The organism is Campylobacterota bacterium, assembly GCA_020633995.1.
In the GTDB taxonomy this organism is placed as follows: domain Bacteria; phylum Babelota; class Babeliae; order Babelales; family RVW-14; genus JACKCO01.
The window spans coordinates 457,622-483,450 of record JACKCO010000003.1 but is presented as its reverse complement, the minus strand read 5'-3'; the positions used below and the strand labels follow the sequence as shown (position 1 = coordinate 483,450).

Below are 25,829 nucleotides of genomic sequence, written 5' to 3'. Positions count from 1 at the left end.
TAAAAAGGGCAACAGTTTGCCTGCTGCCCCTAACGATAGGTAGTATTAAAAAGATTTTTTATGCTTTATGAAAAAAACGGTGAACGCATGTTTGTTTATTTTCATCAAAAATATAAACAAACGCCCCCTTGATACCAACATTGCTGTTGGGGGTGATAGCCTGTCCATGGTACGCATACTTATTCAGAACAAGTTTACCGTCAATAATAACAGCACACTGTCCAGCCTTTAACGTAAGCGACTTAGCAATTGCATGGTCTGTTTGTTGCCCATGTCTGACAAGCAGACCATACTCTAGATAATTATCTACTAATGGACTAAACCTATGGAAACGATCAATAGCCCCATCTCCTTTAACACGGCTAGTTCGCTCAAGATCACCGGCTGAAATAATCATTTTTTTTGCATTCCCAAGCTCATTAAAACCGTTTTCTTTCTCATTTGTATACAACGCAACAAGCATCCCCTGATTACCACACCCAGCCCACGACTGCCTGATAAGTTTATAGCATGGATCATTGTGTCCATCAAGAATATGAGACTGGCCAATATTGTTAAAAATCTCTCTGAGCAGACTCTGCTCAACTTCCTTACAAACAGTAGATTGCTTCTCTTCCTCTGCCTTTTTTCCTGTTTTTTCTCTTTTAACTACGTCTTGTTTCTCTTGTTGTTGCACCTGTGAATTTTGGCTAACGCTAGGTGGAACATAATCTTGTAATGCAACATTCAAACATTGCTGATAAAATTTTGCATAAAACATTAAACTTCTCAAACGACTTTGAGCACATGTATGCCCACAGCTGCTATCACTTTTTTCAAGCTCCTGAGCAAACCAAGTTAAGCCAACAAAGAAAACTTTTGTTTGAGGCGGTAACTCACCATTTTGGGCACACATAACAAGTTTTTCAACATAATCACTAAAATCACTTAGAGCCTGCTGGCTACCTTGCTCTACTTTTGTAATAAACTGTTGATTCAACAAACTATAAGATTTGAGTAACCCCGCAAACGCAGCGCCTGAACCAATTAAACCTTTTTTACATGCTTCAACAGATTTATCTGCCTTTTGCTTCAAACCATCCAAAACAACCCGTATCTTTTCAATCAATTCATGCAACGAATAATTTAGTAAATTTTTTTCAACTTCTTCAGCATTTGGATGTAAGCAAGCAACCCCTTTTAAGATTGCTCGAGCTTCATTTACGCGAATTTTAATGCGTCCTTGCTCAGCATCATACGCTTTGAAAAAAACCGAATCTAATTCTTGAGTAAGCTCACAAAAACTCTTTGCAGCAAAATCGCTACCAACTATCTCAGGAAAGTGCCATAGATTTGGAAATATAATTGGTGACAGTATGTCACCAGCATAAGACTGGTCCCACAGCTCATTGTAGGAAAGCAAATACACACTTTTGAGCAGTTTTGTTGCTGCAAACTGTTCATTTCGAAAATACTGTATATCAAGTTTTTGCCACATGTATTGCTGTTTTTTTAATTCTTCTCTAAAACAATTAAAACTTCTGCAATATCGGTTGAACTTATTACTCGCAAGTGTCACTTGCCGTCTAAGCTCTTTATCTTTGCCAACTTTTTTTTGACAGTGTGCAAGAATAGAACGTAGCATCTTTTCTTCTCTACTAAATTTCTCACACACACCATTGCTAAACCAATGGTAATACCCTAAGCTTTTTTTTAAATTTTGATTAAGAAGAAGATCGGCATCATGATCTTTTAAAGAAACAAACGCTTTCCAACAATCGGCATTCTCACCATCCAAAAGATGTTTTTTTTCACTTAAATAGTCACACAACCCCCTCATCTCATCATCAAATTTTTTGTAAAGCGTTGCCAATAATTCTCGTTGATTTATAAATTGCAAAATATCATGAAACCCAAGGTGCCCAAGGCCGGCTATCCTTTCATCAATCTGTGTAAAGAGGGAGCGTACATTTTGGGGTAACCGAGAAAAGTAATATTCCTGTTTTTCTAACAAATCTCGCAAAACAAGGTCGTATTCATAAAAGTCATCGTTGCCCAACATAGCAATTAACTCTATGATCAACATTTCCAGAAAAAATTCTCTGTATTTAAGTAAATAAAGACATTCTTTTGTTTTTCCAGATGCTTTAATTGTTTGGGCTAGCTTACGCGTTAGCATGCTCAAATTATTAAAATCTTGATCTGTAATTACTGTGCAAGTAGTATCAGATTCCGTTTCTTGCGCAAGCAAGTCTTGTTCGTTGAGCAATTCACTATTCTCAAGAAGGCTCACTTGCCCTTGCTGGTCATCTTGTGTCACCGTCTGATCATTTTGCTTATGCGTACTTTCAGCCGGAAAAATAGAGCCAACGCTAAAAATCAATGCCAAACTAAGTAAAAATTTTTTCATCGTAACCTCCATCATTGCCTACTGTAACTGAAGCTTATGAAAAAAACGGTGAACACATGTTTGTTTATTTTCATCAAAAATATAAACAAACGCCCCCTTGATACCAATATTGCTGTTGGGGGTGATAGCCTGTCCATGGTACGCATACTTATTCAGAACAAGTTTGCCATCAATAATAACAGCACACTGTCCAGCCTTTAACGTAAGCGACTTAGCAATTGCATGGTCTGTTTGTTGCCCATGTCTAACAAGTACGCCATATCCTAAATAGTTATCTACCTGTGCATTAAACGAATGAAACTTATCAACGGCATCTTGCTTTTGTACACGTGCTTTCCGCTCAAGATCATGAGCGGAAGCAATCATACTTCTTGCACGCGCATAGTCAAGATCATTCTGCTTTTGACCGGGATACAAAACAACAAGCATTCCCTGATTACTATCTCCACCCCACGATTGTCTTATAAGCTTGTAACCAACCCCATCACACAAGAGTGATGTCTCACTCCATGCTAATTTAAGATCATGAACTAATTTAAAAACCCTGCGTGATTTTTCACTTTTTACTACCTCAGGGTTTTGCGCAAGATTCCCTTGATCAAGCTTTGCAGGAGGAACATTCTCTTTTGCGGTACGAGATGGACTTCGTCTGCCTTGCTGCGATTTTTTCGCTTTGAGGTTCTTTTTTTTCCCCCCTGCAAGCAACGACAACGTCTCAGTGTCTAAATAATCAAATTCACTAGCAACATTTGTCGGAGCGATAATCTCGTGATGTCTCTCTTTCAAGCAATCATCAATAAATCTCAGGTACTGAAGGAGAATACGGCTCCGCTCAAGTGTCCTAAAAGGGACTTTACATAAAACGTCGTCATACAAAACAAAAACATTCGTAAAAAAGCACTTCACTCGCTCTGAGGCAATCTTCTTACAATCACGTTCTTTAAAATTTTTAATGAATATTTCTTCAGACGTTGCTCCACCACGCTTTCTTTCAAACGAACTTTGAATATCACTGTATTTGTTATATTCTTCTTTCGTTATCTTTTCAAATAAACGGCTGCTAACAAATATTTGCTTATCGCTCCCTGTCAGGCATGAATAAAGCTGTTGATACACGAGTGAAAGTTTTTGACAGTTTTGATAAAATCCGTCCAGAAAGTTTCTTTTACCAGAGTCTTGCTCAAGCAATTCTTTCCAACACTCTTTTTGTTCGTCCAAGCACGTTTTAAAATCTTGGTGTGCTTGCTTGACAGCATCATAATCGCTTGCGGTAAAAAACTGTACACAATCATTTTCCATTACCTGAAACAGAAGACTACTATCACTTTCAAAACTGTCAGCCAGGGAAACATCAAGCAACTTAACATCGTCATCAAAAAAATTATCCACATCTTTATTTAAACTCTTAAGACTTTGAATAGCTGCTTTATTCCCATCCTTAATTTTTGAAAAAAGGCCCTTTAATGATTGTAAGTAGGCATTATATTTTTCGCCCAGCTGCTTCATTCCTTCAGGAATAGTTAAAAAATCGGCATAGCCAAAATCATCGCCCTGTGCCAGTATGCAATCAAGCTGATCAAGCGCAGCTCTCAATTCCCCAGGGAGCTCTTGATAGCGTTGCTTTTCTGCCTCAACAAACTGAAAAAAAATAGGATCAAAAAGTTTATCTTGCGATGAATATTCTGCTACAACTTGATAAAGGTAAAAGACATCCAGTAACCGAGCTCTTTGTTCAATAAAATCTGTAAATTTTCTTTTATATTCGGGTGAGACAGAAGACTTAAAATAGGACTCCAATTGGTTAATAACCTCTTGAAATTCATCGCTGTGTTGATCTGCCTGCAGATAACAGTCCGCTTTCATTTCTGCTGAAAATAGGTAATGCCCTGTTCCTACAAAAACAAGAGCCAAAGCAATAGTTAATAACTTTTTCATGATTCCCCCTATTTAGCAATGCCTTTAGAACACGCTTTCAAACGATCTGCCAAAAGCTCTTCATATTTTTGTGCAACCACAGTATTACCATTGTTGCGAGCTTGCTGTGCTCGTCGTTTAAGCTCATCAATAGAAACAAAACCTAAGCTCTTTTTGTTACGTTTTCTCTGTGCAACTGTATCGTTAACAACAAGATCTAATAAAGCTTTATCATTAAAGTTTTTAGCTATTTCATATAAGAAATCAAGACATGCCTCGCTTTTATCTGCAACTTCGTATCCTTTTCTAGTACGCATCAAGTTAAGCAAATCTTTCTCGTCAATATACTCGGCAATTGTTTTCATTCTTGCTTTACATTTTTCAGAGATAGTAACAATACCTTTGGGTTCATTACAAATGAGTGCTTTCAAGCCATTAAGGGCTGTTTGCTCTTCTTTTACATGTTCTGTTGAATACTCAAACCCTTGGCAAGCCTTACTCGTGCTACGATCACAGGCGTCAAGGATAAGCAAAATACTTTCAACCAAATACCGCTTGCTTTCAGGAAAACGCTCAATGTATTCCCTTGAATATTTATCACCTTCGTTAAAGTCTTTTGCAATAAAACCGTTATCGCAGGCAATCTGGGTAATCATGGTCAAATACAACTCAAGGCGAGTTTCAGGCCCAATATCTTGCGGAAGCTTTCTCTTCTTATCCTGCTGCTTCAACTCTTCAAGACTAATTTCTGGGTCATTGTCATGCTGTTCGCAGGCACAAACACTTGAAATACCGGTCAAAAGAAAAAATAATAAGAATAAACGTAATGACTTTTTCATCATAAACCTCCATTTTTTAATAAAACCTACCATACATTTTTATTATATTTGAAATTTAAATAATTGCAAATGGGCAATTATGCCTGCCGCTATACCCCAGAAACGCCCTATAGATAGGCAACTTACCCCCTCAAAACTCAATTACTTCCTTGCTCAGGACCTATTGAGCTACTATGAGCCAGTAAAACTAAGCCTTGGACATGCGTAGGGAGAGTGCTTATGAATATCGTCATGGCAGCGGCGTTTATCGCATATATCGCCCTAGTCATACTTTTGACAAAAATTGGCCAAAATAGAAGCAAAAAAAACGGAAATGCCCCTCAAAATCATACTAACGGATGTCTTATCACAGCACTGGCAGCACACGCAAGCGATATGGGTGGCTGGCTGTTTATGGGGTTTCCAGCGGCCGTGTACGCTCAAGGTATGCCCGAAGCGTGGTCAGCTATTGGTATTAGCTTTTTCATGTTTTTGACTTGGAAGTTTGTAGCTCCCCAAATTTGTGATGCCGCCCAAAAATACCAATGCGCGACCCTAGCCGGCTTTTTTGCCCATCGCTACAATGACGACTCTGGTATTTTGCGCTGTATGACTGCCCTATTCAGCTTTATCTTTTACGCAACCTATATCGGCGTTGGCCTGTCAATATTGGGACACCTATTTACAGCCGCTTTTAATATCCCTTACATAGTCGGGGTTATTTTTGGCATTTTTCTGATCGCTTACATCTTGCGCGGTGGCTTTGCTTCTGTAACACTCATCGATGCGTTAGGAGGAGGGTTTTTATTCTGCGTTCTGATGTTCATACCAGCCCTTGCGCTCTATAATATTGGCGGCATAGCACCAATTTTGAGCGCCACACAAGCTAAAAATATTCCTCTGACCATTTTTTCCATCAACTCGCTAACTCAATTTAAAGAACTGATTTTTGACATGAGCCGCTGGGGCCTTGGTTATTTTGGCCAACCCCACATCATTATAAAATTTCTCGGGATTGATGATGTTGCCAACATGGGCAAAGCAAAAGTCATTGGCATGACCTGGCAGGCTCTCATTTTGTCAGCGGCCGTCAGTATAGGCCTGATTGCCATTGCATTCTTCCCACAAGGCCTTGTAGACAATGACCTTCTTTTCATCACCATGATCAAGCAGTTGCTGCCAACCTTTTTTGCCGGCCTTGCACTCTGCGCCATGTTAATCTCCGTTATTAACATCATTGGCTCACACGTGTTTGTTAGTAGCTCGATTGTTAGTGAAGATTTTTTTGAAAAAACACTGCCAAGATACGGTATCATATCTGAGCAAAAAGCTGAAAAACTATCCGGTACTGTTGCAGGCACAAGCATCATGCTCATGTGTGTTATTGGTTTTATTGTAGCCTACTACAAACAACATGCTAGTATTTACAATCTGATTGAATATACCTGGGGTGGACTTGGTGGATCATTTGGCCCACTGGTTTTGGTTAGTCTTAACACAACTATGGCCAGCAGAGCAGCAGCAATTGCAGGTCTTGGCGTGTGTGGGACTACATGCATCTTTTGGCCACTGCTGGGCACCGGCATTCCTGCGATGCTGATCAGCTTTATCCTCGGACTAGCAACAATGCTGGTAGTCAATTACATAAACAAGAAATAATCCTCAACCACCGCTCAAACACATTGTTTTTCTTTTTCAAAAGATCTTGGTAGAATGCGAAATCATTCTCAATCTAAGCAACAAAACTTACAGTATAACCATGCAAAAAAAGCCATTCGCCATTTTGGCGTTTCTTATGATTCTGTCATGTACCACATCGCTGCGTGCAGGCATTCCATCATTCAACGCTGAACAAAAAAATCGCAAACTCTTGCGCGCCAGTCTTGCCCTAGCAAAAATACCAATGACTATGTGGGCACACAACACCGATAAAAATGGTGATAATTCAACGCTTGCATTTTGTGCAGCCTACGGCACACGGCTTGCATCTGATTTACTTGAATTTTATGATCACAAGCAGGAGTATGACTATGCTGACAAATCAGTCACCGCACTTAAAATAATTGATGATTTAGCACATCTTGCTTACCACGTTGTTCAACTTTTTCCAGCAGATGAAAAAGCAGAAGCTACAAACAACCAGGCTATAGCAACAAGCACAGATGAACAACTGGACGAAGAGCTTGAGATCGAACCTATCATATTTGAACCAAATGACACCTATGCATACCTGCTACCATGCCTTGAGGGAATCTTTTCAAGCATACACGCGTATGACACCATTGCATCAGACTACCATTACGACCGAACCAATAGAAGCATTAACACACTCGCACTCCTTGCTGAATTGTCCACACGCTTTATCGGCCAAGTCTATGAAACACGAGACCAACAAACACACTATCTCACGGGTGGAGCAATTATTGAATTTGGTCTACTAGCAGTCTGTTACATTATCATAGTCGGGCAATTTACTGAGCACTACAAAGAATATTTTGACCCGAACAACCAAAACACCCACGAGCAGGCATACGCAGTTAAACATATGATTAAACAAAGAAACTGCCAGGCACTTTCAGAAATCACCCATGCTCTTGACCACCTGGGGCAAGATACCATAAAAGCAGTCCTCAATGAAAACGTAAAACCCTGGTCTTTGCTCAGTGATGCGCTTGTTGAACATAACAAAGCAAGAAAACCACAAACATTTGACATCATTAAGTTTTTACTTGAACGGGAGGCCCCTGCCAGTGTTGAAGGTGAAAAAAACCCCCTCCTACTCACACAAGATCGTACTGTGCGAAAATTGCTCATAGAGCACGGGGTAAAGGCAGAAAATCAATACGATGCTCAACAACTCCTGATCCTGGCACTGCAATCATCTGACACTGAGTTATTTCAAGCACTCATTGGCCAAGGAGCTCTCAACTACATTATTAATACAAAACAACAATCTGGAGTTTACAGACCACTATGCTCTGGTAAACACAACAAAGAAGCCCAAATTGCAATTGAGTGGCTAGAACAACAAGATCAGGCAGCGCCGTACCAATGGCTTGAGCTAGCCGTTGAACATAGTAACCATGGGCTTGTTGAAGTAATGTTTAACATATGTGATCCAAGTCATGTTGGCGAGTTACTCTCCCATGCCATTTTGTACAACGCCTCCCCAAGCATTAAATCTTTCTTAGCAGAAAAAATTATTAATCTTAGTGATTTTATACATCCATTCGCTCAAGCAATATCACTAGGACATATGCAAGATTTTCAGATCTTATGGATGCAGGTACAAAAGAAAATAGACACATCATCTGACACCACTACAGAAAAAGAGAAACAAAAGAAAGTTATGGCCTATCACATTTTTCACGTACTTGAAAAACAGAAAACATCAAACACAAAACTTATGCTGAAATTTTATAAAATACTCAGCTCCGAATTGACAAGCATTGACGAAGCAACACTTCGGTCTCAAGTACAACAAAATACCGTTGAGGAAATTGTAAAGCGAGATCACTCAAGAATTCAAAGCATTTACGATAGCATTGAACTTGAAGAATTGATTAACGGTGATAGCGAACTTAATCTCTGCTAACGCTATTACCTGTTCGCACATTGCTCAAAATAAACTCGACGTGTAAGCGGATCAGGATGTGAAAGTTGCTGATGATAGGCAAGAGCTTGGTCGTAAGACTTAAAATATTCATCCATTTCAGTTTGTTCAAAGCTAAACGGCTGGTCAGCACAAAACGACAACTCATCAAAAACAAGCGATGCTACTTTTTTAAAATCAGATGCTAGGTGCCGTTGCTTGCAACGTCGTGCGGCACAATCAACGGCATGACTCACTTGATATGAAAATTTTGCATGACTTGACTCGAGGCCCAACTTGCCAAAGCTTCGCTCAGTTTGCCCGATACTGCTGGCAACAACTGTTATCAGCTCATGCAGCTTGTCTTGCCCGATACCAAGCACCTTATGATTTTTGCTCAACGCAGAGAACAGATTTCCTGAACAATACAACAAATCAATGCATCTAATCAAATTATTAGGATTTTTCAGTGCCTTAAGCGCTGCAGCGTCTGCTTCAAGTTCAACTTCTGGACTGCTGCAACGATGGCGATGGTACACGTGGCCAAGCTCGTGGGCAAGCACCCCATCAAGCAGCCCCTCACACTGAGCATAATTGGGCGTAGCCTCATGCCAACAGAGCAACCGCAATGTTTCAGCATTAAGCACCAACATAGGGATGTAGCTTGTTTGCCTATCAACAACCTCTCTGGCTACCTCTTTACCTGTTTTGCCATCAAACGTAACACGCTCGGTCACCATTTTTTGTACCATGGTCTGTGCCCCGGCATTATACGATCCAGCCGGCTTAGTACTTGTTTTTGCCAAAAATATTTTTACTTGGTCTCCGTTAAGGCCTAGCCTACTTGCTAGTGTTTTAACCTTTGTTTGCAGCAGCGCAGTTAACGCTGGCCCAACATTAGCAGCTTGACCATTGCCAGACAACTCAAGCACCCCAGTTTTTTTATCAACTAATTTTTCTAGACGATCAATTTGACCAACGTACAAGTCATATGTTTTTTTGTGACATGGACTAAAGGACAAATCTGCATTAACAACATAATCTACAAGCTGTGGCTGATGAGCAACAGTGATGTTAGCTTTTGCATTACCGGTTACCCACATGAAGACAACAAAAAAAACTGTCATTATTTTTTTCATGGCTTCCCCTCTGTTTTAAAACCCCAACTTTTTATCTCACTCTGACGCTACTGCACTATTTTCGTGTAACACAGGCTCTACACTCGTCGCCCCCGACTCCGATCGGAGCTTTATTCTGCTTTTAAAACGCTCTTTTTTAAATGATATTGATTTTTTTTGATGTCATCCCCGACGCCGATCGGGGATCTCATTTCAACAATATCCTAATCAAAAAAACAGCTACACGTATGTCAAAACCTAATTATTTCTACGCAACTTCTTTTCTTTCAATTTTTTCAGATTCCCGATCGGCGTCGGGAATGACAACTTTTTTTTTTGAAAGTCAACTTCTCAGTAACAGACCAAGCCGGGGACGACGATTCTTTTTGCGTATACCTATCTTTTAGTTTGCAACTTTTTCTACTTATAAAAATAATTTTTAATTTATTGAAAAAGAGACAAACTCAAAACCATAATCTAACACCTGACAAAGATCCAAACCCACCAAGACAACTATTACTTATTTATCCTATCAAATATTGCCCATTTGACAAACGACAAATCTATAAATGAATGGTTATCTCGACTTTTCAGCCGATAATAAGTTGCAAGTTATACAAATTTGGCTAGTATGATGGTGATCTAAAAAATCACGGCAACGTAAATAACCCACGGCATAAGAAAGGCATCTTATGCAACATATCGCAATTATTCCAGACGGAAACAGACGCTGGGCTCAGGCACATAAGCTCAAAAGCATCATGGGGCACAAACGTGGCACTGAGGCTATCCAGGCCGCTGTCAATGTCTGTATAAAATATAACATCAGGTATCTTTCACTTTATACGTTTTCGCTTGAAAATTTCAATCGAAGTGAAAGCGAAAAAGACTATTTGTTCAAACTTCTTGCAGACTTTGCTCGGGAAAAGTTACCACAGTTGATCAAAGACGGTATTAGAGTTCGCATCATTGGCGACCAGTCATATTTTCCTGAAAGCCTTAAGCAAACGCTTGCGGATCTTGAAAAAAAAACGGCGCACCTAGACACGCTTCAATTTAACATGCTCTTTTGTTACGGAGCAAAACATGAGATCGTTCAAGCAGCAAAAAAATTAGCACAACAAGTAAAAGACGGCGTCATCAGTGTCGATGATATCACTCAAGAAAGCTTTAGCAATGAGCTCTGGACTGCAGGCATTCCTGATCCAGACCTGATCATTCGTACGGGTGACGTACTCAGACTCAGTAACTTCTTGCTCTACCAGGCAGCATACACTGAGTTTTCATTTTTGCCATGCTACTGGCCGGATGTAAATGAAGAAGTTCTTGAACATTGTCTTGAAAAATTTGGTACCATAAAAAGAAATTTTGGCACATAACGTCTGACTCTAAACCGAGGAGCCATCATGAGTTCTAAAAAAATTACCATTTTGGGAGCTGGAGCATGGGGTACAGCAATTGCAAGTATACTTGCTCATAACGGCTATGAACCGCTGCTCTGGTGTTATGAAAGCGTTGTGTGTGACCAGGTCAATCGGGAGCAATGTAACGCAACATATTTCCCCGGCTTCAAACTTTCCCAAACAGTAAAAGCAACAACCGACTTGTCTAAAGCATTTGCACACAGCTCATGGATTTTTGAAGCTGTTCCCGTTAAATGTCTGCGCAGCGTACTCAAGCAAGCAAATGAGCATAATACCCCACAACACCGGTGGGTGCTGCTCAGCAAAGGTATTGAGCAAGAGACACTCGCGCTGCCAAGCCAAATATTGCAACAAGAGCTGGGACAAAATATTCCGTTTGCAGTGCTTGCTGGGCCTAATTTTGCCGACGAGCTTGCACAACATGTCGTTACCGCAACAACTGTTGCAAGTCAGGACCAAGCCTTGCTTGCTCAAATTTGTGCGTTACTTAAAAATGATTTTTTCAAACCATACCTCAGCGCTGACCCCATCGGGGTACAGGTTGGCGGTGCAATCAAAAATGTTTTAGCCTTACTGACAGGCATTGCTCAAACCGCTGGTTACAAAGATAATACCACAGCATTTTTACTCACCCGTGGCCTACATGAAATTGGTATCATCGCTCAACACTACGGTGGTCAACACGAAACGGTCTACGGACTCTCCGGACTTGGTGATATGATTCTTTCATCACTAGGCGGATTAAGCAAAAACTTAAAAGCTGGCCGCTTGGTTGGGCAAGGCCTGACTATTGATCAACTCGGTGAGCATTTTCCAACGTTACCAGAGGGCATTAACACAGTGCAGTCAGTTCATCAACTTGCAACAAAGCACAATCTGGATTTACCGGTTTGCATCAACACGTACCACTGTGCTTTTCAAGGTCTGACCTTTCAAGAATTTTTACAGCGCCTGGTCATGCACGATGAAAATGAGGAATATTCGGGTGATGGTGGCGCTTCCAAGCAATGTTGTGAGAAAAGCAATAGCGCCGTAATGTAAAAAAAGCCGCCCATCCTGCCTTACTCAATTTGTAATCAAAAAATGGAACCTGCACGGCTTTGAGTTGGCAGCGCTGCGCTATCGCGTGCGCTGCCTTAAAACTGCTCATCGTTGGACGCAGCACATACAGACAGTCAATACACACGCTGCCTAACTTTTTTGCTAAAAATTGTTTCAGCTCAAACTCTACCGTTTTATCAGCGCTTTTTTTTCGGTTAAAAAAACCATCGTCAACAAGGTAGGTTTTACCCCGCTCATCTTTTATCAAAAACAATTTTTCATCAAGGCTGTACTGCACCGGCACTGGCATAAAGATAGCCTGGTAACTGTAAGCACACAGCAAGATGGTACACACCAGTGCTAGCATGACTTGCAAACGCATATGCATACTCTTGCCATGCAGCCAACATAGCGTAATACATGAACACACAAGCAATGCAAGCAACACAAAGCTTGGCGGCTGTGGACAAAAAAACAGCCACTCTTTTTTTCCTGAACAAATCAACCAGTCACACAGCTGAGTATGTTTTTCAAGCAACGAGACAAGAAAGCCATTGGGCAACCCCAACAACTCAGAAAAAAATAATAATGAACTGAGGAGCAAAAAAAGGGTCAATAATGGCACACCGCATAGGTTGCCAAACATGCTCATAACCGAAATGCCAAGTCCCCATGAAATGAGAATTGGCAGAGAGATAACCAGCACCACCAACTGTGCTTGGCAAAATGATGTCAGATATGAGAGTATGCGCTCGCCTAAATTATTACCCCACCGCATGAGTTTAGTTTTCTCTCGGATTTAATATTGTCGCAATTCAAATAGGTTGTCTTGCAACTATTGTTTAACAAACTAACAATTCAAAACTTTGTCATCCCCGACGCCGATCGGGGATCTCTTTTTTTGCATGCCTGCCCCAGAATAATAGTCAAACTTATGTAAGTATCACACAATTTCTGTATAATTTCTTTCACTCTCAATTTTTCAGATTCCCGATCGGCGTCGGGAATGACAACTTTTTTTTGCACGCAAACTTACCAAAGCTAACTATTCTGGCGCTAACTTTGCCTCCTTCGCATCTACTCAATCCACTACAACAAACTTTTTTATGCGTTAATTTTTTTTTGGAGTCATCCCCAAGCCTGTCCTCTGACTTGATCAGGGGGCCGACCGGTGATCTCACTCTTAATCAATATTAAACAAGACCTGAGATAGATCATGCCAGTTGGGATTCTTTGATTCTATCAACTCTATTTTCCACTGTCTGTTCCACTTCTTTAAGCGTTTCTCAAGCGTAATAGCTTCTCGAATTGAGTAACTAGTTTGAACCCACACAAGTTGAGAGATGTTATATTGTTGTGTAAAACCATCTATCTTTTTCTGTTTATGTTGTAAAACTCTTTGTGCAAGATTACTCGTAACGCCTATATATAAAACGCCTCTAGGCTTATTAGTCATTATGTATGTACTGTACGACATTATACCCCACCCATGAGATAAATGATTTTCCTACTTCAAGTGCAACAAAAAATAACTATACGCCACTACCACCACTTCGTCGTCCCCGCGCAGGCGGGGACCCAGAACTTGTGTATCCCTACCGCGGAAACGTCAAAAAGAGCATCTTCAAAAAAATATCTGCCCCTCCAGGCTGCGGAGGACGTTTAAGCACCTCCTGCAAAAATTCAACCGCCTGCCGCGCAAACGCAACCTCACCCTCATGCAAAGCCCGCTTGTTCACATAGGCCTGGCGCAACTTACCACTCATCTGCTCAAACAGCAGTTGGGCAAACTCGGTTGCCTGCGTGGGAGAAAATTTGTGCTCACGTAACACAGCCTCAAAGCCAAATGCATCATCACGCTTGGCCGGTGTGGTAAAAAAATCAAGCAATGGATGCTGCAGGACAACAGCATCTGGCGCTAGCCTAATCACTAACGCACGCGAGCGAATGGTTGGCAACACTGCCTGCTCGTTTGACGTGTACAGAAAAAAGTAATAGCCCGGCGGTGGCTCTTCAAGCACCTTAAGCAGCCGGTTTGCCGTCGCCGGCGTCAGCTGCTGCGCCTGCTCTAAAATAAAAAAGAAATGTTGCCCCGGCTCAAGCATAAGTGCTGTGCGCGCAAAAATAACGTCAAGGTCATCAACACGGTAGTCACGCTCTGGGCAAAGCCAGACAACAAAAGGGTGCTGCTTGGCTGCAAGCATCTGACATTGCACGCATGAGCAGTAGCCGCTCAGCCTTGCAAACGTTGACTGCTTTTTTTGCTGAGTACAAAAAGAGCGCTTAAGCAATTGCATGCTCTGTTGCACACACTGCTGCGCACTGCCAACAAAAAGCTGTGTCGGAACGGATGATAATGACGCGCTCATACATGCCCCCAACAAGGTGCAACTTATTTTTTAGACCAATTTAGTCAGTCTAGCTTAAGCACGACCACAAGGCAAAAAATCTGATTATCAGCAAGTTTTCTTGATTAATGAGCCTACAATCCCCACACGTGGATGGTCCATTTTCCCTGATGTTCGGTTCGCATAAAAATTTTGTCATCCCAGCTTTTGTCATCACTGCGGTCAAAAACCACCAAGTGTCCTTCGGTTGCATTGTTGGCGTCCATGTACTCGGCTGTTTGTGCCAGGCCGTCAGGAATCGTATTTGGATTGCGCGCAACCTTGAGCTCAATAACAATGCGTTGAGCCTTCCAGCAAACTAAAATATCAAGCCGTCCTCGGCCAAGGGCATATTCACGGTGAATAGTGCCACCACCGTTGACCACTCGCTGTAAATAAGCCAAAAGCAGGATGTGCGGGCCGGCTTCTTTGTAGGCAAAACGTTCTAACCAAACTTGTGAGTTTTCACGGTAAAATTGTGTAAAACCTTCAAGCATTGCTGCCATATTCAGCGAACCATCATCATTAATGTACCACATAGGTTGAGAGAGCAGTGCTTCTTGTTTTGTGTAGCTAAGCTCGCGAGGAACAATTTCTTGGTAAATTGGGTTGGCAATTGAGATACCACGCTGACTGATAAGGCCTAAATCTCTGACATATTGCAAATCATCGGTCGGAAAGTCTTGCTCACCACCAAGGCCTGCAAGCAACGCATCCATGATTGCCCGCACACGAGGCTCGCGCAATTTATCAACCAGTTGGTCAATATGTGTATCTCGCTGTTTAATGAGTTGCTCTTTTGACCGATCAATAATCTCTTTGGTAATTGTTTGCGTGTGATCTGTAACATCTTCAAAGCAAGCTTGATAGGCCAAAGCGTTAACAAGCCATGGCTGACCTTGCGTCAGGTATTGCACATACTCAATTGCATCATCAGTAAATTTTTGTCCCGTTTCGTGCGTGTGCTGGCAGAGCAAGTAGCGCGTTTGGGCTAGGCTAAAATTTTCAAGCGTTAAACTCTTTGCTTTGATGTTAAATGCACTACCACCCAGCACCGTTGCCTGTGCACTGTCAGACCAAATGCGGTAGTCGCGCACATCACGCACACCCACCAAACACACAGCCTGAGGGAAAAAGTCTGGTCTGCTTGCATAGCCAGCACGCAGCTGACGCAACACGGAAATGAGTGTATCGCCAACCAGAGAGTCGATTTCGTCAATAAATAGCACAATTGGTTTGTCTGAGTTGGCTGACCAAAATTGTAAAAAGTCTGCAAGATTATTACCCGAGATCATATCAGAGGTTTTTGTTCTCTCTTCCAGGTGGAGATAGCCAACATCTTGTTGGCCAAAATAGAGACTGATAGCATTTTTAATAGCACGCATGATGGTAAACATCGCTTGTTCAACGTCACTGCGCGCGGCCTGCGCGGCTTCAATGTTGACGTAAAGCGCTTTGTATTTGCCCTGCTGGTTCAATTCTTTGACAAATTGGACCATACCCGTGGTTTTACCACTTTGGCGCGGTGCATGCAAGATAAAGTACTTTTCTTGGTCAATGAGTTGACGCACCTGTGTGTCGTTAAATCTATCAGGTACAAAATAATGTTTGTCTGGATTAATTGGGCCTGCGGTATTGAAAAATTTCATTATTTTTAGATCTCCTTGATCGTGTAGAAACATAAAGCATGAGTATAGCATATGGCCTGTGTCCAGCCAAACGTTTGTCGGGGGCGGCTATGCCGTTATCTGTACCCACATTAGTATTACCATGGATACCGGCTCGTGGGCCGGTATGACGAGTTGGTAGGGCCAGCATGACAAGTACTTGGAGATGCTCAGCATAAAATACGTATAATCCTCAGCTTCTTGTGAGTATTTCAAAGAACTTTGGACAGTAATGATCAGAGTTGTCAAAGCCCCCCTGCTTACAGCAAGTCTTTTTGGTTAATGCAAATGAAAATAAGATTACCGATCGAAGTATTGTACGTCGATACAAAGAACTATGCAATATAATCAGATCCTGAAATAAATTCAGGATGACGTCATGAGTATAAAATAACGCCTTCCTGAACCATGTGCTCTGACTTGATCAGAGTATTGTTTCAGGATCCAGAACTCGTCATTCCACCCCAAGTGGAAAACAATGGACCCTGGATCGGAGTCCAGGGTGACGAACTGTGTTTGAAAGACTGGCCCCCAGTTAAGCCAGGAATAAGCTCGACGCCGAGTCTACCCTCTGACTTGATCAGGGTGTCACTGCGACCCACGAGCCATTACTGTGCGTGATTTTCATATAAATTGTAGCACTACTACTTGTGGGTCAAGTTTGCGATACCTCAACTCGTCGCTCCGGGCTTGATCCGGAGTCCATAGGTCAAATCTACGCTTTACTTGCGTGCTCGTGTGGATACCGGCTCACAGGCCGGCATGACGAAGTCCTCAGGCCGAAATCCCACAAACAAGACAAAACGAAAAAGAGGCGACCAAAATCGCCTCTTTTTCGTGTAACTGTAACGTTTTTTTCAAACAAAACGTAAAAAATGATTGGGTGTACGCCCTAAGCTTAGAAGCGTACGTTCACACCGCCGTGGCAGTCTTTGTCACGGGCAATGTTTTGACCAGCAAAGGTCCATGTTCCGCCAGCAAAGATTTCGCAGTATTTGGACAATCTGTACATCCATTCACCACGAACTTTGTGCCCAACAGACTCGGTATTTTTGCGAGCAAGACAAGGATCAAGCTCATCAAGCTGCTCTACAAATACACCTTTGTCATTAAGTTTTCTGCCAAGCCATGACTGAACTTTGTTATTTTTGTAGCAAATTTTGTCGCGTGTTTTGTAGTAGATTTCATAACCAATCATTGACATAATTTTGTCAGTCTTTGGATGTGTGAAGTTGAAGTCAAAGCGACCAACAAAGTAGCCCCAGTCAACGTCAGCTTGTACACATGGACCAACATTTTTCACGCATGCACCTTTAAAGGTTGCTGCACGATGTTCACTGTCTTCAAGCACCCAGCTGTAGTACAAGTCCATCTTGAACATGAAGTACTTGCATGCATCCCAAGCAGCGGTACCACCAAGCTTTACTTCCCAGTGGTCGCCATTGCCAAGACGTGGGCGGTATGGGTTACCCCATTTTGTGCCGCCACTTGCAGTTGGAAAGCGAACGCCAAAGAACAACTCGCCCATCCAGCAGTCGTTGAAGCGATGTTCATAAAACAAGTCGATGTCTAAGTCTCCAACGCCGGTGCGTTTTGATGTTTCAAACTCAAAGCCGTTGCCAGCCATGAAGCGAAGCGGACGGAAGTCGAAGTCTTCGTACTTGCGTACATTGTTATCAAGCGCACGCTGCACAGCTGTACAATTTGCACCATTAACATCCGAACGTTTGTCATTGTCGGTTGAATCAACATCATGACGAAATGTAAACCATAGATTTTCAAGGTCACAGTCAGTGAGTTTATCCCACATGTCTTTAAGGTTTGTGTTGTTATCAAAAACAACTATTTGATTGTCTTTGACATTTGAAGATCCTGCAAATGTGACTATATCTTTATCTTCAACCCATGCTTTAACACGAGATGTTGATAGTGTATCATCTCGGTCAGTAGTTTTGTTAAAATACTGGTAACCAGCGTAGTGAGGACTATTGACACAGCCAGTTGAACGAGTAAGCCCGATGCATGCAGCACGCCTATCGGCAAGCTCAAAAGTACCTGTAGCAACATCAACAGTCTGTGCATTCGGTACAGCAATATCATGACCACCAAGCCTAAACTCTGCATCCTTTGAAGGAGCTGCTATGTCAGTAGCATTTGTTGCCTGAACAAAGGCGTTATACGAACAACCACTGAAATCAAGTCCACGCAATGCTTTAACAAAGTCGGCACGATACGCAGTGCCATTAACAGTACCGTGAGAGCTACTGTTTGATTCCGCACCAAGCGCCTTGTTAAAAACGCTAGTTTGCAGATCAGCCAAACCTTGCGATCTAGTTGCATATTTTGTGCTAATGTTATCACCATCAGCAGCACCATCACGAGCATCTTTGACAACCTTTGCTACAACTGCAGCAGCCGTAGGTTTTGTCAGAGCCGAAACTAGTTTACTCACATTCTCTACACCAGCAGCAAGCTTGTCTTCAACAGTCTTGAAAGTCTCACTATCGACTACTTGTTCAGCATTCTTTACAGCTGAATTAAATCCAGTTCTGTTGACGCGAATGCAACGTTTTCTGACAACATCTGAAAGTGGATCAGCATTCACATCAAGTGTATCTTGGCGTTCAATTTCAATGCAGCGCATTGGCAGTGTTCCACGAAGTCCAACACGGCCTTTACCTTCCCACACTGGGTAGTCAAAGCGAGCACCCATCGTCATGCCATATTCTTTGTAATGCGCACGTGGTTTAACGCGCACGGTGCTCCATAGTGGACTGTAGTTTTCGCGATCAAAGCTACCAACGCCTCTGTTTGGCAATGCGTCTTTAAGTTTAAAACTATCTGAGTTGAAAAAGAGCTTTGTCAGTGGTTCTGAGTCTGTGCCATGTTTTATGTAGGCTTTGTGCGCGTCTTTGAGATGCGCTGTTGACCACATATTAAAATTCCACTTATCCTCTCTGAGCTTATCAAACTCAGTGTACACAAGCGGCCCGCGCTCCGAAATCCACGGAGAACGAAACTCATGTGTTGCAAAGGCGTGGCTAGATGCCAACAGCCCCAGCACAGCCAGTGCCCGTACTGTTTGTTTCATTATCACTCCCTTTTAGTTTAAGGTAACTTTTCTTTTGTTTGGTGCTGAGCGAGCGACTGCTCGCTCAGCTTTTTTTGTTATGCGTTAGTTAGTCACGTATTCATCTACCTGATTATCTGGGGTCAAGTTAACTGCAACGGTACCTGACTCTTGCGCACTTTCTTTACTGTTAACGGAAATAACCAAGTTAGGATCTTCTTCTCGTGCAATTTGGCCACCTTCAACAGTGTCATATTTGACGCTTACCGCGTTTACGTAAGAGACGCGATCACGGCCATCTTTAGTGCTAGCAAAGTTAGCCATTGGAGCTTTTTGACTTTGAAGATCTTGAACCATAACAAAGCTGCACGCAGCATCAACATCACCCATCACTGTTTTACCCGAAGCATCGTATGGCTGAAGATTTTCTACATCACCTTCAACATTTGTTACATCACGTTGTGCCGTTTGACGGTTTGACGCCATGATGCCAACTGTTACATTGTCGGTTTCATCGGTTTCTTCATCAACCACTACTTGATTGATAGCACCTTGGTAATCCCAAATGCAAACAGGGTAGCAACCATTGACAGTGTCTGGGTTTGGTACACATGGTATTTGCATGATGTTACCACCACCGATCATTGAAAGCTCTTCACGCCCGTTGACGTCCATTTCAAACACGGTTGCTATCATTGCTGGGTCTTCGTCTTCAAGGTTTTCAGGGTTCATTGACTTGCTGAACATCATGAGTGATGCTTTGTTGCTTGAACCATCAAATGTTTGTTTGTGCTCAAACAGACCATCAGCTAGTTCAAGTTTGACCATTGCAACGTTATGAAGCGGCATTGCTTCCCACGCATCTTCAGCTGGGGTAAACACTGGGTTGCCATTAACGTCAACTTCTGCTTGGCCGTTTGCGTCAAGCACTGGGTTGAGTGCAGGATCTGCTGAGCCGTTTGGTACACCGGTAGGTTTGTTAACCAAGCCAGCTGCCCAACCACAGAAACCTTCACGGTCAATGTGGAATGTTGGTTGACCCTCTTCATTGTCGCCACCACCAAGTGTCAATACAAACACGATTGAGCATGGGCTGTCACCTGTTTCACGTGAACGAACACTACGAAGGTTTTGGTCAGCAAAGTTACCAACACTAAATGAACCGCCAGACTGCAGAGCGTTACCAATTTCAACTACACCTTGACGACGAACGCTCAGGTTAATGTCTGTGTTTGGTGAAAGCTGGTCTGACTGAACACCAACGTCTGCATTGCCAAGTATTTGCATGCGTGCGTTTTTGTTAATCCAGATTTGGCCATTACCCATCAGTTTTGTGCGGCGAGCTTGTGATTGTTCTGCTGACAGATTTCTTGGGATGCTTGCTCTGTTTTCAAGACCTTCAAACACAAGGCGTGAATCGTCGTTGAAATACAGTACTACACCGTTGCCGTTGCTGGTACGTGCAACGTCTGAAAGACGAATGATCGCACCATCTTCAACAACCAACTTAACTTTACCAGCAAACACAATTTGTTGCAGGTGTTCAAGTGGGTTGCCCTCAGCGTCTTTACCAAAGCTGCTCAAGTCAAGCTCTGCACCTTTGGTGATGCGAATTTCACGCTCACATGCTGAGTAGAAAGTCAAGCGTTGGTCAGCATTTTTACCAAACTGTGTGCTTGCAATCAATGCAAGACGGTCAGTTACGATCAAGTCGTTGTTAACTTCAACGATCATGTCACCAAGTGGGCAAACAGTTACGTGGTCTTTGCCAAGTCTGTTCCATGCATCGTGTGAGTGTTCGTTCCAGTGACGTGTACCAAGTCCGGCACGGCCGCCATTTTCACCAAACAACACTGCATGATCACCTTCTGAGACATGACGGTCTTTGAAGCTGTCACGGGTTGAGCGTAGTGAGACAAACTCACGAACACAACCAGCAATAGGTTCTGTTGGGTGACCTGAAATGTCAAGCAAGAATGGATCTGACATGGTTGCACCAGCAACACGCATTTGAACTACTTGATCGCCAGGGCCGATGAACAGGAGTGACTCAAGGTCAACGTCTGCTGTATCAGCACCAACTTTAGCATCAAACGGCGCGTTTACACTTTCTGTTGCACGGGTCATGTAACGAGCAAATGGTGTTGTTTTGTGTGCAAGCGGTGATTTCAAGAACTGACGATGTGTGCCTTGGTCGTCAAAGAACCAACCAATGTTGACTTCTTCAGCGCCGGTTGCGTCACGAAGTGGATCACGTTCTGGGTTTTCAAAGCTCAAGCGGACATAACCACGTGTGGCAACTTTGCGAGCATCAAGCATATCTGCTGTGATACCAACAGGTTGTACAGCGTACTTAGTGTCAAACTTGACTTGGTCGTGTGGAAGATCTACACAACCGCTCAATTGTAGTACACGGTCAGTTCCAGCTGCATCGTAGTCGTTCCAAATACGTTGTGCAATGGTTGTTGCGCATACGCATTGGTATGGAACACTGTTACGATCAAATGGGCTCAGGTCTGTGTCTGGACGTGTGATGGTCAACTTACCGCCGTGTGAAACATATACTGTTCCACTGTCGTCGATGGTGCTGACTGGAACGTCTGGACCAAAGCCTGCACTGTCAAAGCTACCAAAGCACATGATGCTGCCATCAACTGAAACGGTTGACTTAGGAGTCTTGAGACCGTCTAGGTCAAACGGAACAGCTGGTACGTCTGGCAACAATTCTACAACTGGCTCACCAATGTATGGGAAGTTACCAGGGAATGCACGAGCATCACCAGTAATTTCATTCCAACCAATGGTCATGTGACATGATGCTCCTGGATCGTCAGGAATTGCAAAGAAGAAGAAGTGGTGTGCGCGTTGGAATGGCCATTCTGACGCTGGAACTCCTGCAAGGAACTGATCACCATTGATCAACTTAAGTGTTGCGCGTGATGAATCGTCTGGTGTTTCACTTACTGGTACGTTGTTTTTAAACACGTTGAAGTAACAGCTTTCTGTTGCGTAGTTTGAGCTTGCTTCTTGGAACAGCCCTGCATCTGGATCAAGTGGATCTGAGATGCGATCGTCAGCCATCAAGTTGAAGGTTGAACCGCACAAGAACACACGACCCATGCCGGTCAAGAGTGTATCAAGCGCATCGCCATGATCATTGAAACGAATGTGTGAGCAGTTGTCACCGGTTCTGTCTGGTGAGCCAAGAATGTCTTTGACTACAAAACGAACACCTGAAGCGTTCAAGCTTTCTTGCAAGTCAAGCATTGAGTTGGTCAAACCAATTTCTGGGAAGCGGTAACGATTTGGGCTTGATTCAATGAACTCAACATCAACATCGCCAGGACCCCAGAACTCTTCGGTAAAGAAGAGGCGTTCACCACCGGTGATGCCAGGTTCTGAGAAGAGCGGCAAGCAGTCAACAAACTTGGTCACGTCTGAATGACGCAGTGTGCAATTGCAAAGGTCCATGTAATTATTGAAGAACATGGTACCTGAGTTGTAACGGTTGTACTCTGTGGTGTCATCGCCTGGAAGTGGACGTACAATTTGTGTGCCAAATTCATCAATTTCACAACCACGATGGTCAAGGAAAAGTGATGCTACACACATTACACCGGTACGATCATTAAACTCGTTGCTGCTCAAGTCAGCACCTTTGCCACCAACGTCACCGTCAGCATACACACGAGCAAGACCTGTTGCTTTGTCAACGGCTGATGTGTTTACAAGGCCATTAACTTTCCAGCAGCCTTCAACGTCAAGTACGTGTTCACCTTCACCTTCAATGACTGTGTCAAAGTTGGTTGAAAGGCTAAAGCCATCGTAGGTACCAAGACCAACGGTGGTCAAGAACTCAACATCAGCTTCTGCAAAGTCTGGAATACCTTCGTAGTATGTGTACAGATATGGCAGAATGCCATCAGGACCGTGATCGGCAAGGAATACCAGGAAGAATGGAGGCTGACACCATGAGTCATTGAAGTAGATATCATCCCACAAGTTGAACATGTAGCCATCAAATGATGATGCTGATTCGCGAAGGTACAGAGTACCGTCACCACGTAGGCACATTTCAGCTTTTGTTGGGAACTGGTTGATGAATGGATCAGCTGCAATAAATTCACTGGTGAAATCACCATCAAATGGATTGCCTGTTACAAACAGTGCTGGATCAAGACCGTCAATAATCAATGCTGATGGGTTACGTTTTTTGATAATTGATGTATCAAAGTCAACGTCAATTTCAGCAACTGGGTCAACTTGGTTAACCGCACCTGCTGCGTAGTCCATGAAGGTGTTGTGGTAAATATCAAGCTTACCGTTTACACCAACAACACAACCATGACGAGTCAGGAACAGATTGTTGTCAATGTTTGAGTATGCATAGAATGGACCATCAAAGTCATCGCTGTTGTACAGATCCCAGTATGGGTCTGAAGCTAACTTACCATGGTTTTGACAGTCGTTAAGTACCATCAAGCCACGACGTGTGTCTTTTGACGTGATGTATGGGTCTGGTGCGTTTGATCTGTTCATGTATGACATGTCATCGCATACTTTGCAGATAGCGCGTACACCAGCAGGCAGTGACCAGTCATAACCCGGATCAAATGGCTGAAGTGGGTTATTGATATCACAACCACTGATGATTTCTGGATCAAAGCTTTCTACAAAGTGACCAGCTACGATGAAGGCACCATCGTTGAATGGGAACTTAGCAACTAATTGACCGAAATCAAAGAGTGGGAATCCATCAATATCAACTTCTGGATAAATTTGGTTTGCTGGATCGGCTGGATCACCATTTGGATCATCAAGCATGACAGCATCAGGAACGATTGGGTCAAAGTTCTTGATGTATGCACCTTGAATGAAAAGAATCAGACGACCAATACCAGGGTTTGATACGTCAAATGCTACACAACCAAAACCATCAAGAAAGTCTGGATTAACTTCACCGGTTACATCATCGTGCAAGTAGGTAAACACTGAGTTTGGACCAACACCAACGGTACAGTGTAAGTCTTCGTCAACGCTCAAGTCTTTACGTTTGAACACAACTTTGTTAACACCAGCATCAAGGTCTGCTTGGGTTTGATCCATGAGCACAAATACTTTACAACCACCTGCGTTGTTGTTCAGTGTTTGCCACTCAAACAAGCCGGTGTCTGGGTTCAGCTCAAGACCGTTTTGGAATAAGCCGTTTCCAATGTCGTATTCTGCATCATCAACGTCACCAGTAAACCACACTGATGTACCATTTGTAAGTTGAAACTCAACAGTACCTGGGCCAGCAAAGGTTACGATCATATCTTGGAAAATATAGTCGTCGGTAATTTCTTTGTTGGTTGTACCACGAATGATGAGTGAATCAAACAAGCAAACAGTGATGAACGTGTTTTCAGCTGTTTCAAAATAAATTTGGGAACAGCCAAGCTCAAGTCCATCTGGATCATCTGGTGGAAGGAAAAATGGTTCTAAGATGGTTTTTTCTTCCACATTGATGAACATATCTGCAAGTGTTGCATCAAGAATGATATCACCATTAATTTTGAGTGAACATTCTTGAGGAAACCCTCCACCATCAAGTACTTGAATACCTGGTGTGATTGGATCACTTGGCGGAGCATCATAAACCGTACCAAAAATATTGAGGGTATCATCACCACCAATTGATTGGAATGGTACGTTATTTGGAATGTTGAATATTTGTGGGTTTGTTTCGTCAATCAAGTCACCATACTGATATGTTCCGTCACCATCAAAGACATAAAACATATCCGCATTGTTTGGTGAAACGTCAACGAACGCTGGAGCACCACCTCCATCTGGGAGCCCGATCGGCACCCAATCGACAACCGCCGAGGCGTCGTGCATTAGAAAGCCGCCAAAAAATGCGGCGTACATTAATAACTTCCTTACGTGACTGTTCATAAGGCCTTCTCCTTTTCAGATGAAACTTTTTTACACATAAATAGAACAGTTATGCGCACACTACAAATCGTCCTCCTTTCTGACAAATCTAACCTTGGTTAGGGACCCAATACAAAACGAAAAACTCCTTTTGAAAATTTTTTTAATAAATGAACAATAGAACAGCTTGTTGCAAGAAAAATAAGAAAATGTTCAGGAAAATTAAGCTGATACAGAGGTGCGTAGTACACACTCCTCATGAGACTCTCCTTCCTTGATCTTCCTCTCTCTTTTACTCCAATATGCTATAAAATACCTTAACTTGTGGTTGTGAAATGTCAAGATACTCACCCTTGACATTTACATTTTTCACACAAGTCCTACTACATGGAATTTCATAGCAAAAACCTGTTCTTTTTTTCTTGTGGTGTTGTGGTATGCTGTCAAAACACGACCAAACCCGACATATAATCACATTTGCATCGAAAGATAC

General features: G+C 42.7%; 14 protein-coding genes. 4 read left to right on the top strand and 10 right to left on the bottom strand.

Going from position 1 to position 25,829, the window contains the following annotated elements; genetic code table 11:
• Window positions 1–58: 58 nt before the first annotated feature.
• Genes H6679_01950 through H6679_01940 form a run of 3 tightly spaced genes read right to left on the bottom strand, consistent with a single transcriptional unit; the run spans window position 59 to window position 5,142 of the window.
• Window positions 59–2,389, bottom strand: coding sequence for a hypothetical protein (locus tag H6679_01950; protein ID MCB9493015.1), 2,331 nt, complete (start codon window positions 2,387–2,389; stop codon window positions 59–61).
• Between the two features lie 18 nt (window positions 2,390–2,407).
• Window positions 2,408–4,324, bottom strand: a complete 1,917-nt coding sequence (locus H6679_01945; GenBank protein MCB9493014.1) for a hypothetical protein — start codon at window positions 4,322–4,324, stop codon at window positions 2,408–2,410.
• Window positions 4,325–4,332: 8 nt separating this feature from the next.
• Window positions 4,333–5,142, bottom strand: coding sequence for a hypothetical protein (locus H6679_01940; GenBank protein MCB9493013.1), 810 nt, complete (start codon window positions 5,140–5,142; stop codon window positions 4,333–4,335).
• 219 nt (window positions 5,143–5,361) lie between these two features.
• Between H6679_01940 and H6679_01935 the strand changes: the two genes are divergently transcribed.
• Together H6679_01935 and H6679_01930 are read left to right on the top strand one after the other, a co-directional pair.
• Complete coding sequence (locus H6679_01935; GenBank protein MCB9493012.1) at window positions 5,362–6,780, top strand: hypothetical protein; 1,419 nt, start codon at window positions 5,362–5,364, stop codon at window positions 6,778–6,780.
• A 100-nt stretch (window positions 6,781–6,880) separates the two neighbouring features.
• On the top strand, window positions 6,881–8,716 hold the full coding sequence (locus H6679_01930; protein ID MCB9493011.1) for a hypothetical protein: 1,836 nt from the start codon (window positions 6,881–6,883) through the stop codon (window positions 8,714–8,716).
• Window positions 8,717–8,721: 5 nt separating this feature from the next.
• On the opposite strand, the gene H6679_01925 is transcribed toward H6679_01930, so the two are convergent.
• Window positions 8,722–9,852, bottom strand: a complete 1,131-nt coding sequence (locus H6679_01925; protein MCB9493010.1) for a hypothetical protein — start codon at window positions 9,850–9,852, stop codon at window positions 8,722–8,724.
• A 671-nt stretch (window positions 9,853–10,523) separates the two neighbouring features.
• Here H6679_01925 and uppS point away from each other — a divergent pair.
• Together uppS and H6679_01915 are read left to right on the top strand one after the other, a co-directional pair.
• Window positions 10,524–11,210 carry a di-trans,poly-cis-decaprenylcistransferase gene (gene uppS / locus H6679_01920; protein MCB9493009.1) on the top strand — a complete coding sequence of 229 codons (687 nt, stop codon included), beginning with the start codon at window positions 10,524–10,526 and terminating at the stop codon, window positions 11,208–11,210.
• A 27-nt stretch (window positions 11,211–11,237) separates the two neighbouring features.
• Window positions 11,238–12,296 carry an NAD(P)-dependent glycerol-3-phosphate dehydrogenase gene (locus H6679_01915; protein ID MCB9493008.1) on the top strand — a complete coding sequence of 353 codons (1,059 nt, stop codon included), beginning with the start codon at window positions 11,238–11,240 and terminating at the stop codon, window positions 12,294–12,296.
• Here the strand turns inward: H6679_01915 and H6679_01910 are convergent.
• From H6679_01910 to H6679_01885, 6 genes are all read right to left on the bottom strand, one after another.
• The gene (locus H6679_01910; protein MCB9493007.1) at window positions 12,211–13,074 is read right to left on the bottom strand and encodes a hypothetical protein; all 864 of its coding nucleotides are present in this window, start codon (window positions 13,072–13,074) and stop codon (window positions 12,211–12,213) included. The two genes, H6679_01915 and H6679_01910, sit on opposite strands and share 86 nt — an antisense overlap.
• 405 nt (window positions 13,075–13,479) lie before the next feature.
• Complete coding sequence (locus H6679_01905; protein MCB9493006.1) at window positions 13,480–13,773, bottom strand: GIY-YIG nuclease family protein; 294 nt, start codon at window positions 13,771–13,773, stop codon at window positions 13,480–13,482.
• A gap of 118 nt (window positions 13,774–13,891) precedes the next feature.
• Complete coding sequence (locus tag H6679_01900; GenBank protein MCB9493005.1) at window positions 13,892–14,665, bottom strand: hypothetical protein; 774 nt, start codon at window positions 14,663–14,665, stop codon at window positions 13,892–13,894.
• Between the two features lie 113 nt (window positions 14,666–14,778).
• Window positions 14,779–16,332, bottom strand: a complete 1,554-nt coding sequence (locus H6679_01895; protein MCB9493004.1) for a DEAD/DEAH box helicase family protein — start codon at window positions 16,330–16,332, stop codon at window positions 14,779–14,781.
• Window positions 16,333–17,248: 916 nt separating this feature from the next.
• Window positions 17,249–19,441 (bottom strand): hypothetical protein, encoded by a 2,193-nt coding sequence (locus tag H6679_01890; GenBank protein ID MCB9493003.1) that lies wholly within the window; start codon window positions 19,439–19,441, stop codon window positions 17,249–17,251.
• Window positions 19,442–19,525: 84 nt separating this feature from the next.
• Window positions 19,526–25,357 (bottom strand): hypothetical protein, encoded by a 5,832-nt coding sequence (locus tag H6679_01885; GenBank protein ID MCB9493002.1) that lies wholly within the window; start codon window positions 25,355–25,357, stop codon window positions 19,526–19,528.
• Between the last annotated feature and the right edge of the window lie 472 nt (window positions 25,358–25,829).

Bases quoted from the DNA above. Each gene is read 5' to 3' on its own strand.
- H6679_01900 (MCB9493005.1), bottom strand. From the start codon at position 14,665: ATGAGCGCGTCATTATCATCCGTTCCGACACAGCTTTTTGTTGGCAGT.
- H6679_01945 (MCB9493014.1), bottom strand. From the start codon at position 4,324: ATGAAAAAGTTATTAACTATTGCTTTGGCTCTTGTTTTTGTAGGAACA.
- H6679_01885 (MCB9493002.1), bottom strand. From the start codon at position 25,357: ATGAACAGTCACGTAAGGAAGTTATTAATGTACGCCGCATTTTTTGGC.
- H6679_01935 (MCB9493012.1), top strand. From the start codon at position 5,362: ATGAATATCGTCATGGCAGCGGCGTTTATCGCATATATCGCCCTAGTC.
- H6679_01895 (MCB9493004.1), bottom strand. From the start codon at position 16,332: ATGAAATTTTTCAATACCGCAGGCCCAATTAATCCAGACAAACATTAT.
- H6679_01890 (MCB9493003.1), bottom strand. From the start codon at position 19,441: ATGAAACAAACAGTACGGGCACTGGCTGTGCTGGGGCTGTTGGCATCT.
- H6679_01925 (MCB9493010.1), bottom strand. From the start codon at position 9,852: ATGAAAAAAATAATGACAGTTTTTTTTGTTGTCTTCATGTGGGTAACC.
- H6679_01930 (MCB9493011.1), top strand. From the start codon at position 6,881: ATGCAAAAAAAGCCATTCGCCATTTTGGCGTTTCTTATGATTCTGTCA.
- uppS (MCB9493009.1), top strand. From the start codon at position 10,524: ATGCAACATATCGCAATTATTCCAGACGGAAACAGACGCTGGGCTCAG.
- H6679_01940 (MCB9493013.1), bottom strand. From the start codon at position 5,142: ATGAAAAAGTCATTACGTTTATTCTTATTATTTTTTCTTTTGACCGGT.
- H6679_01915 (MCB9493008.1), top strand. From the start codon at position 11,238: ATGAGTTCTAAAAAAATTACCATTTTGGGAGCTGGAGCATGGGGTACA.
- H6679_01905 (MCB9493006.1), bottom strand. From the start codon at position 13,773: ATGTCGTACAGTACATACATAATGACTAATAAGCCTAGAGGCGTTTTA.
- H6679_01950 (MCB9493015.1), bottom strand. From the start codon at position 2,389: ATGAAAAAATTTTTACTTAGTTTGGCATTGATTTTTAGCGTTGGCTCT.
- H6679_01910 (MCB9493007.1), bottom strand. From the start codon at position 13,074: ATGCGGTGGGGTAATAATTTAGGCGAGCGCATACTCTCATATCTGACA.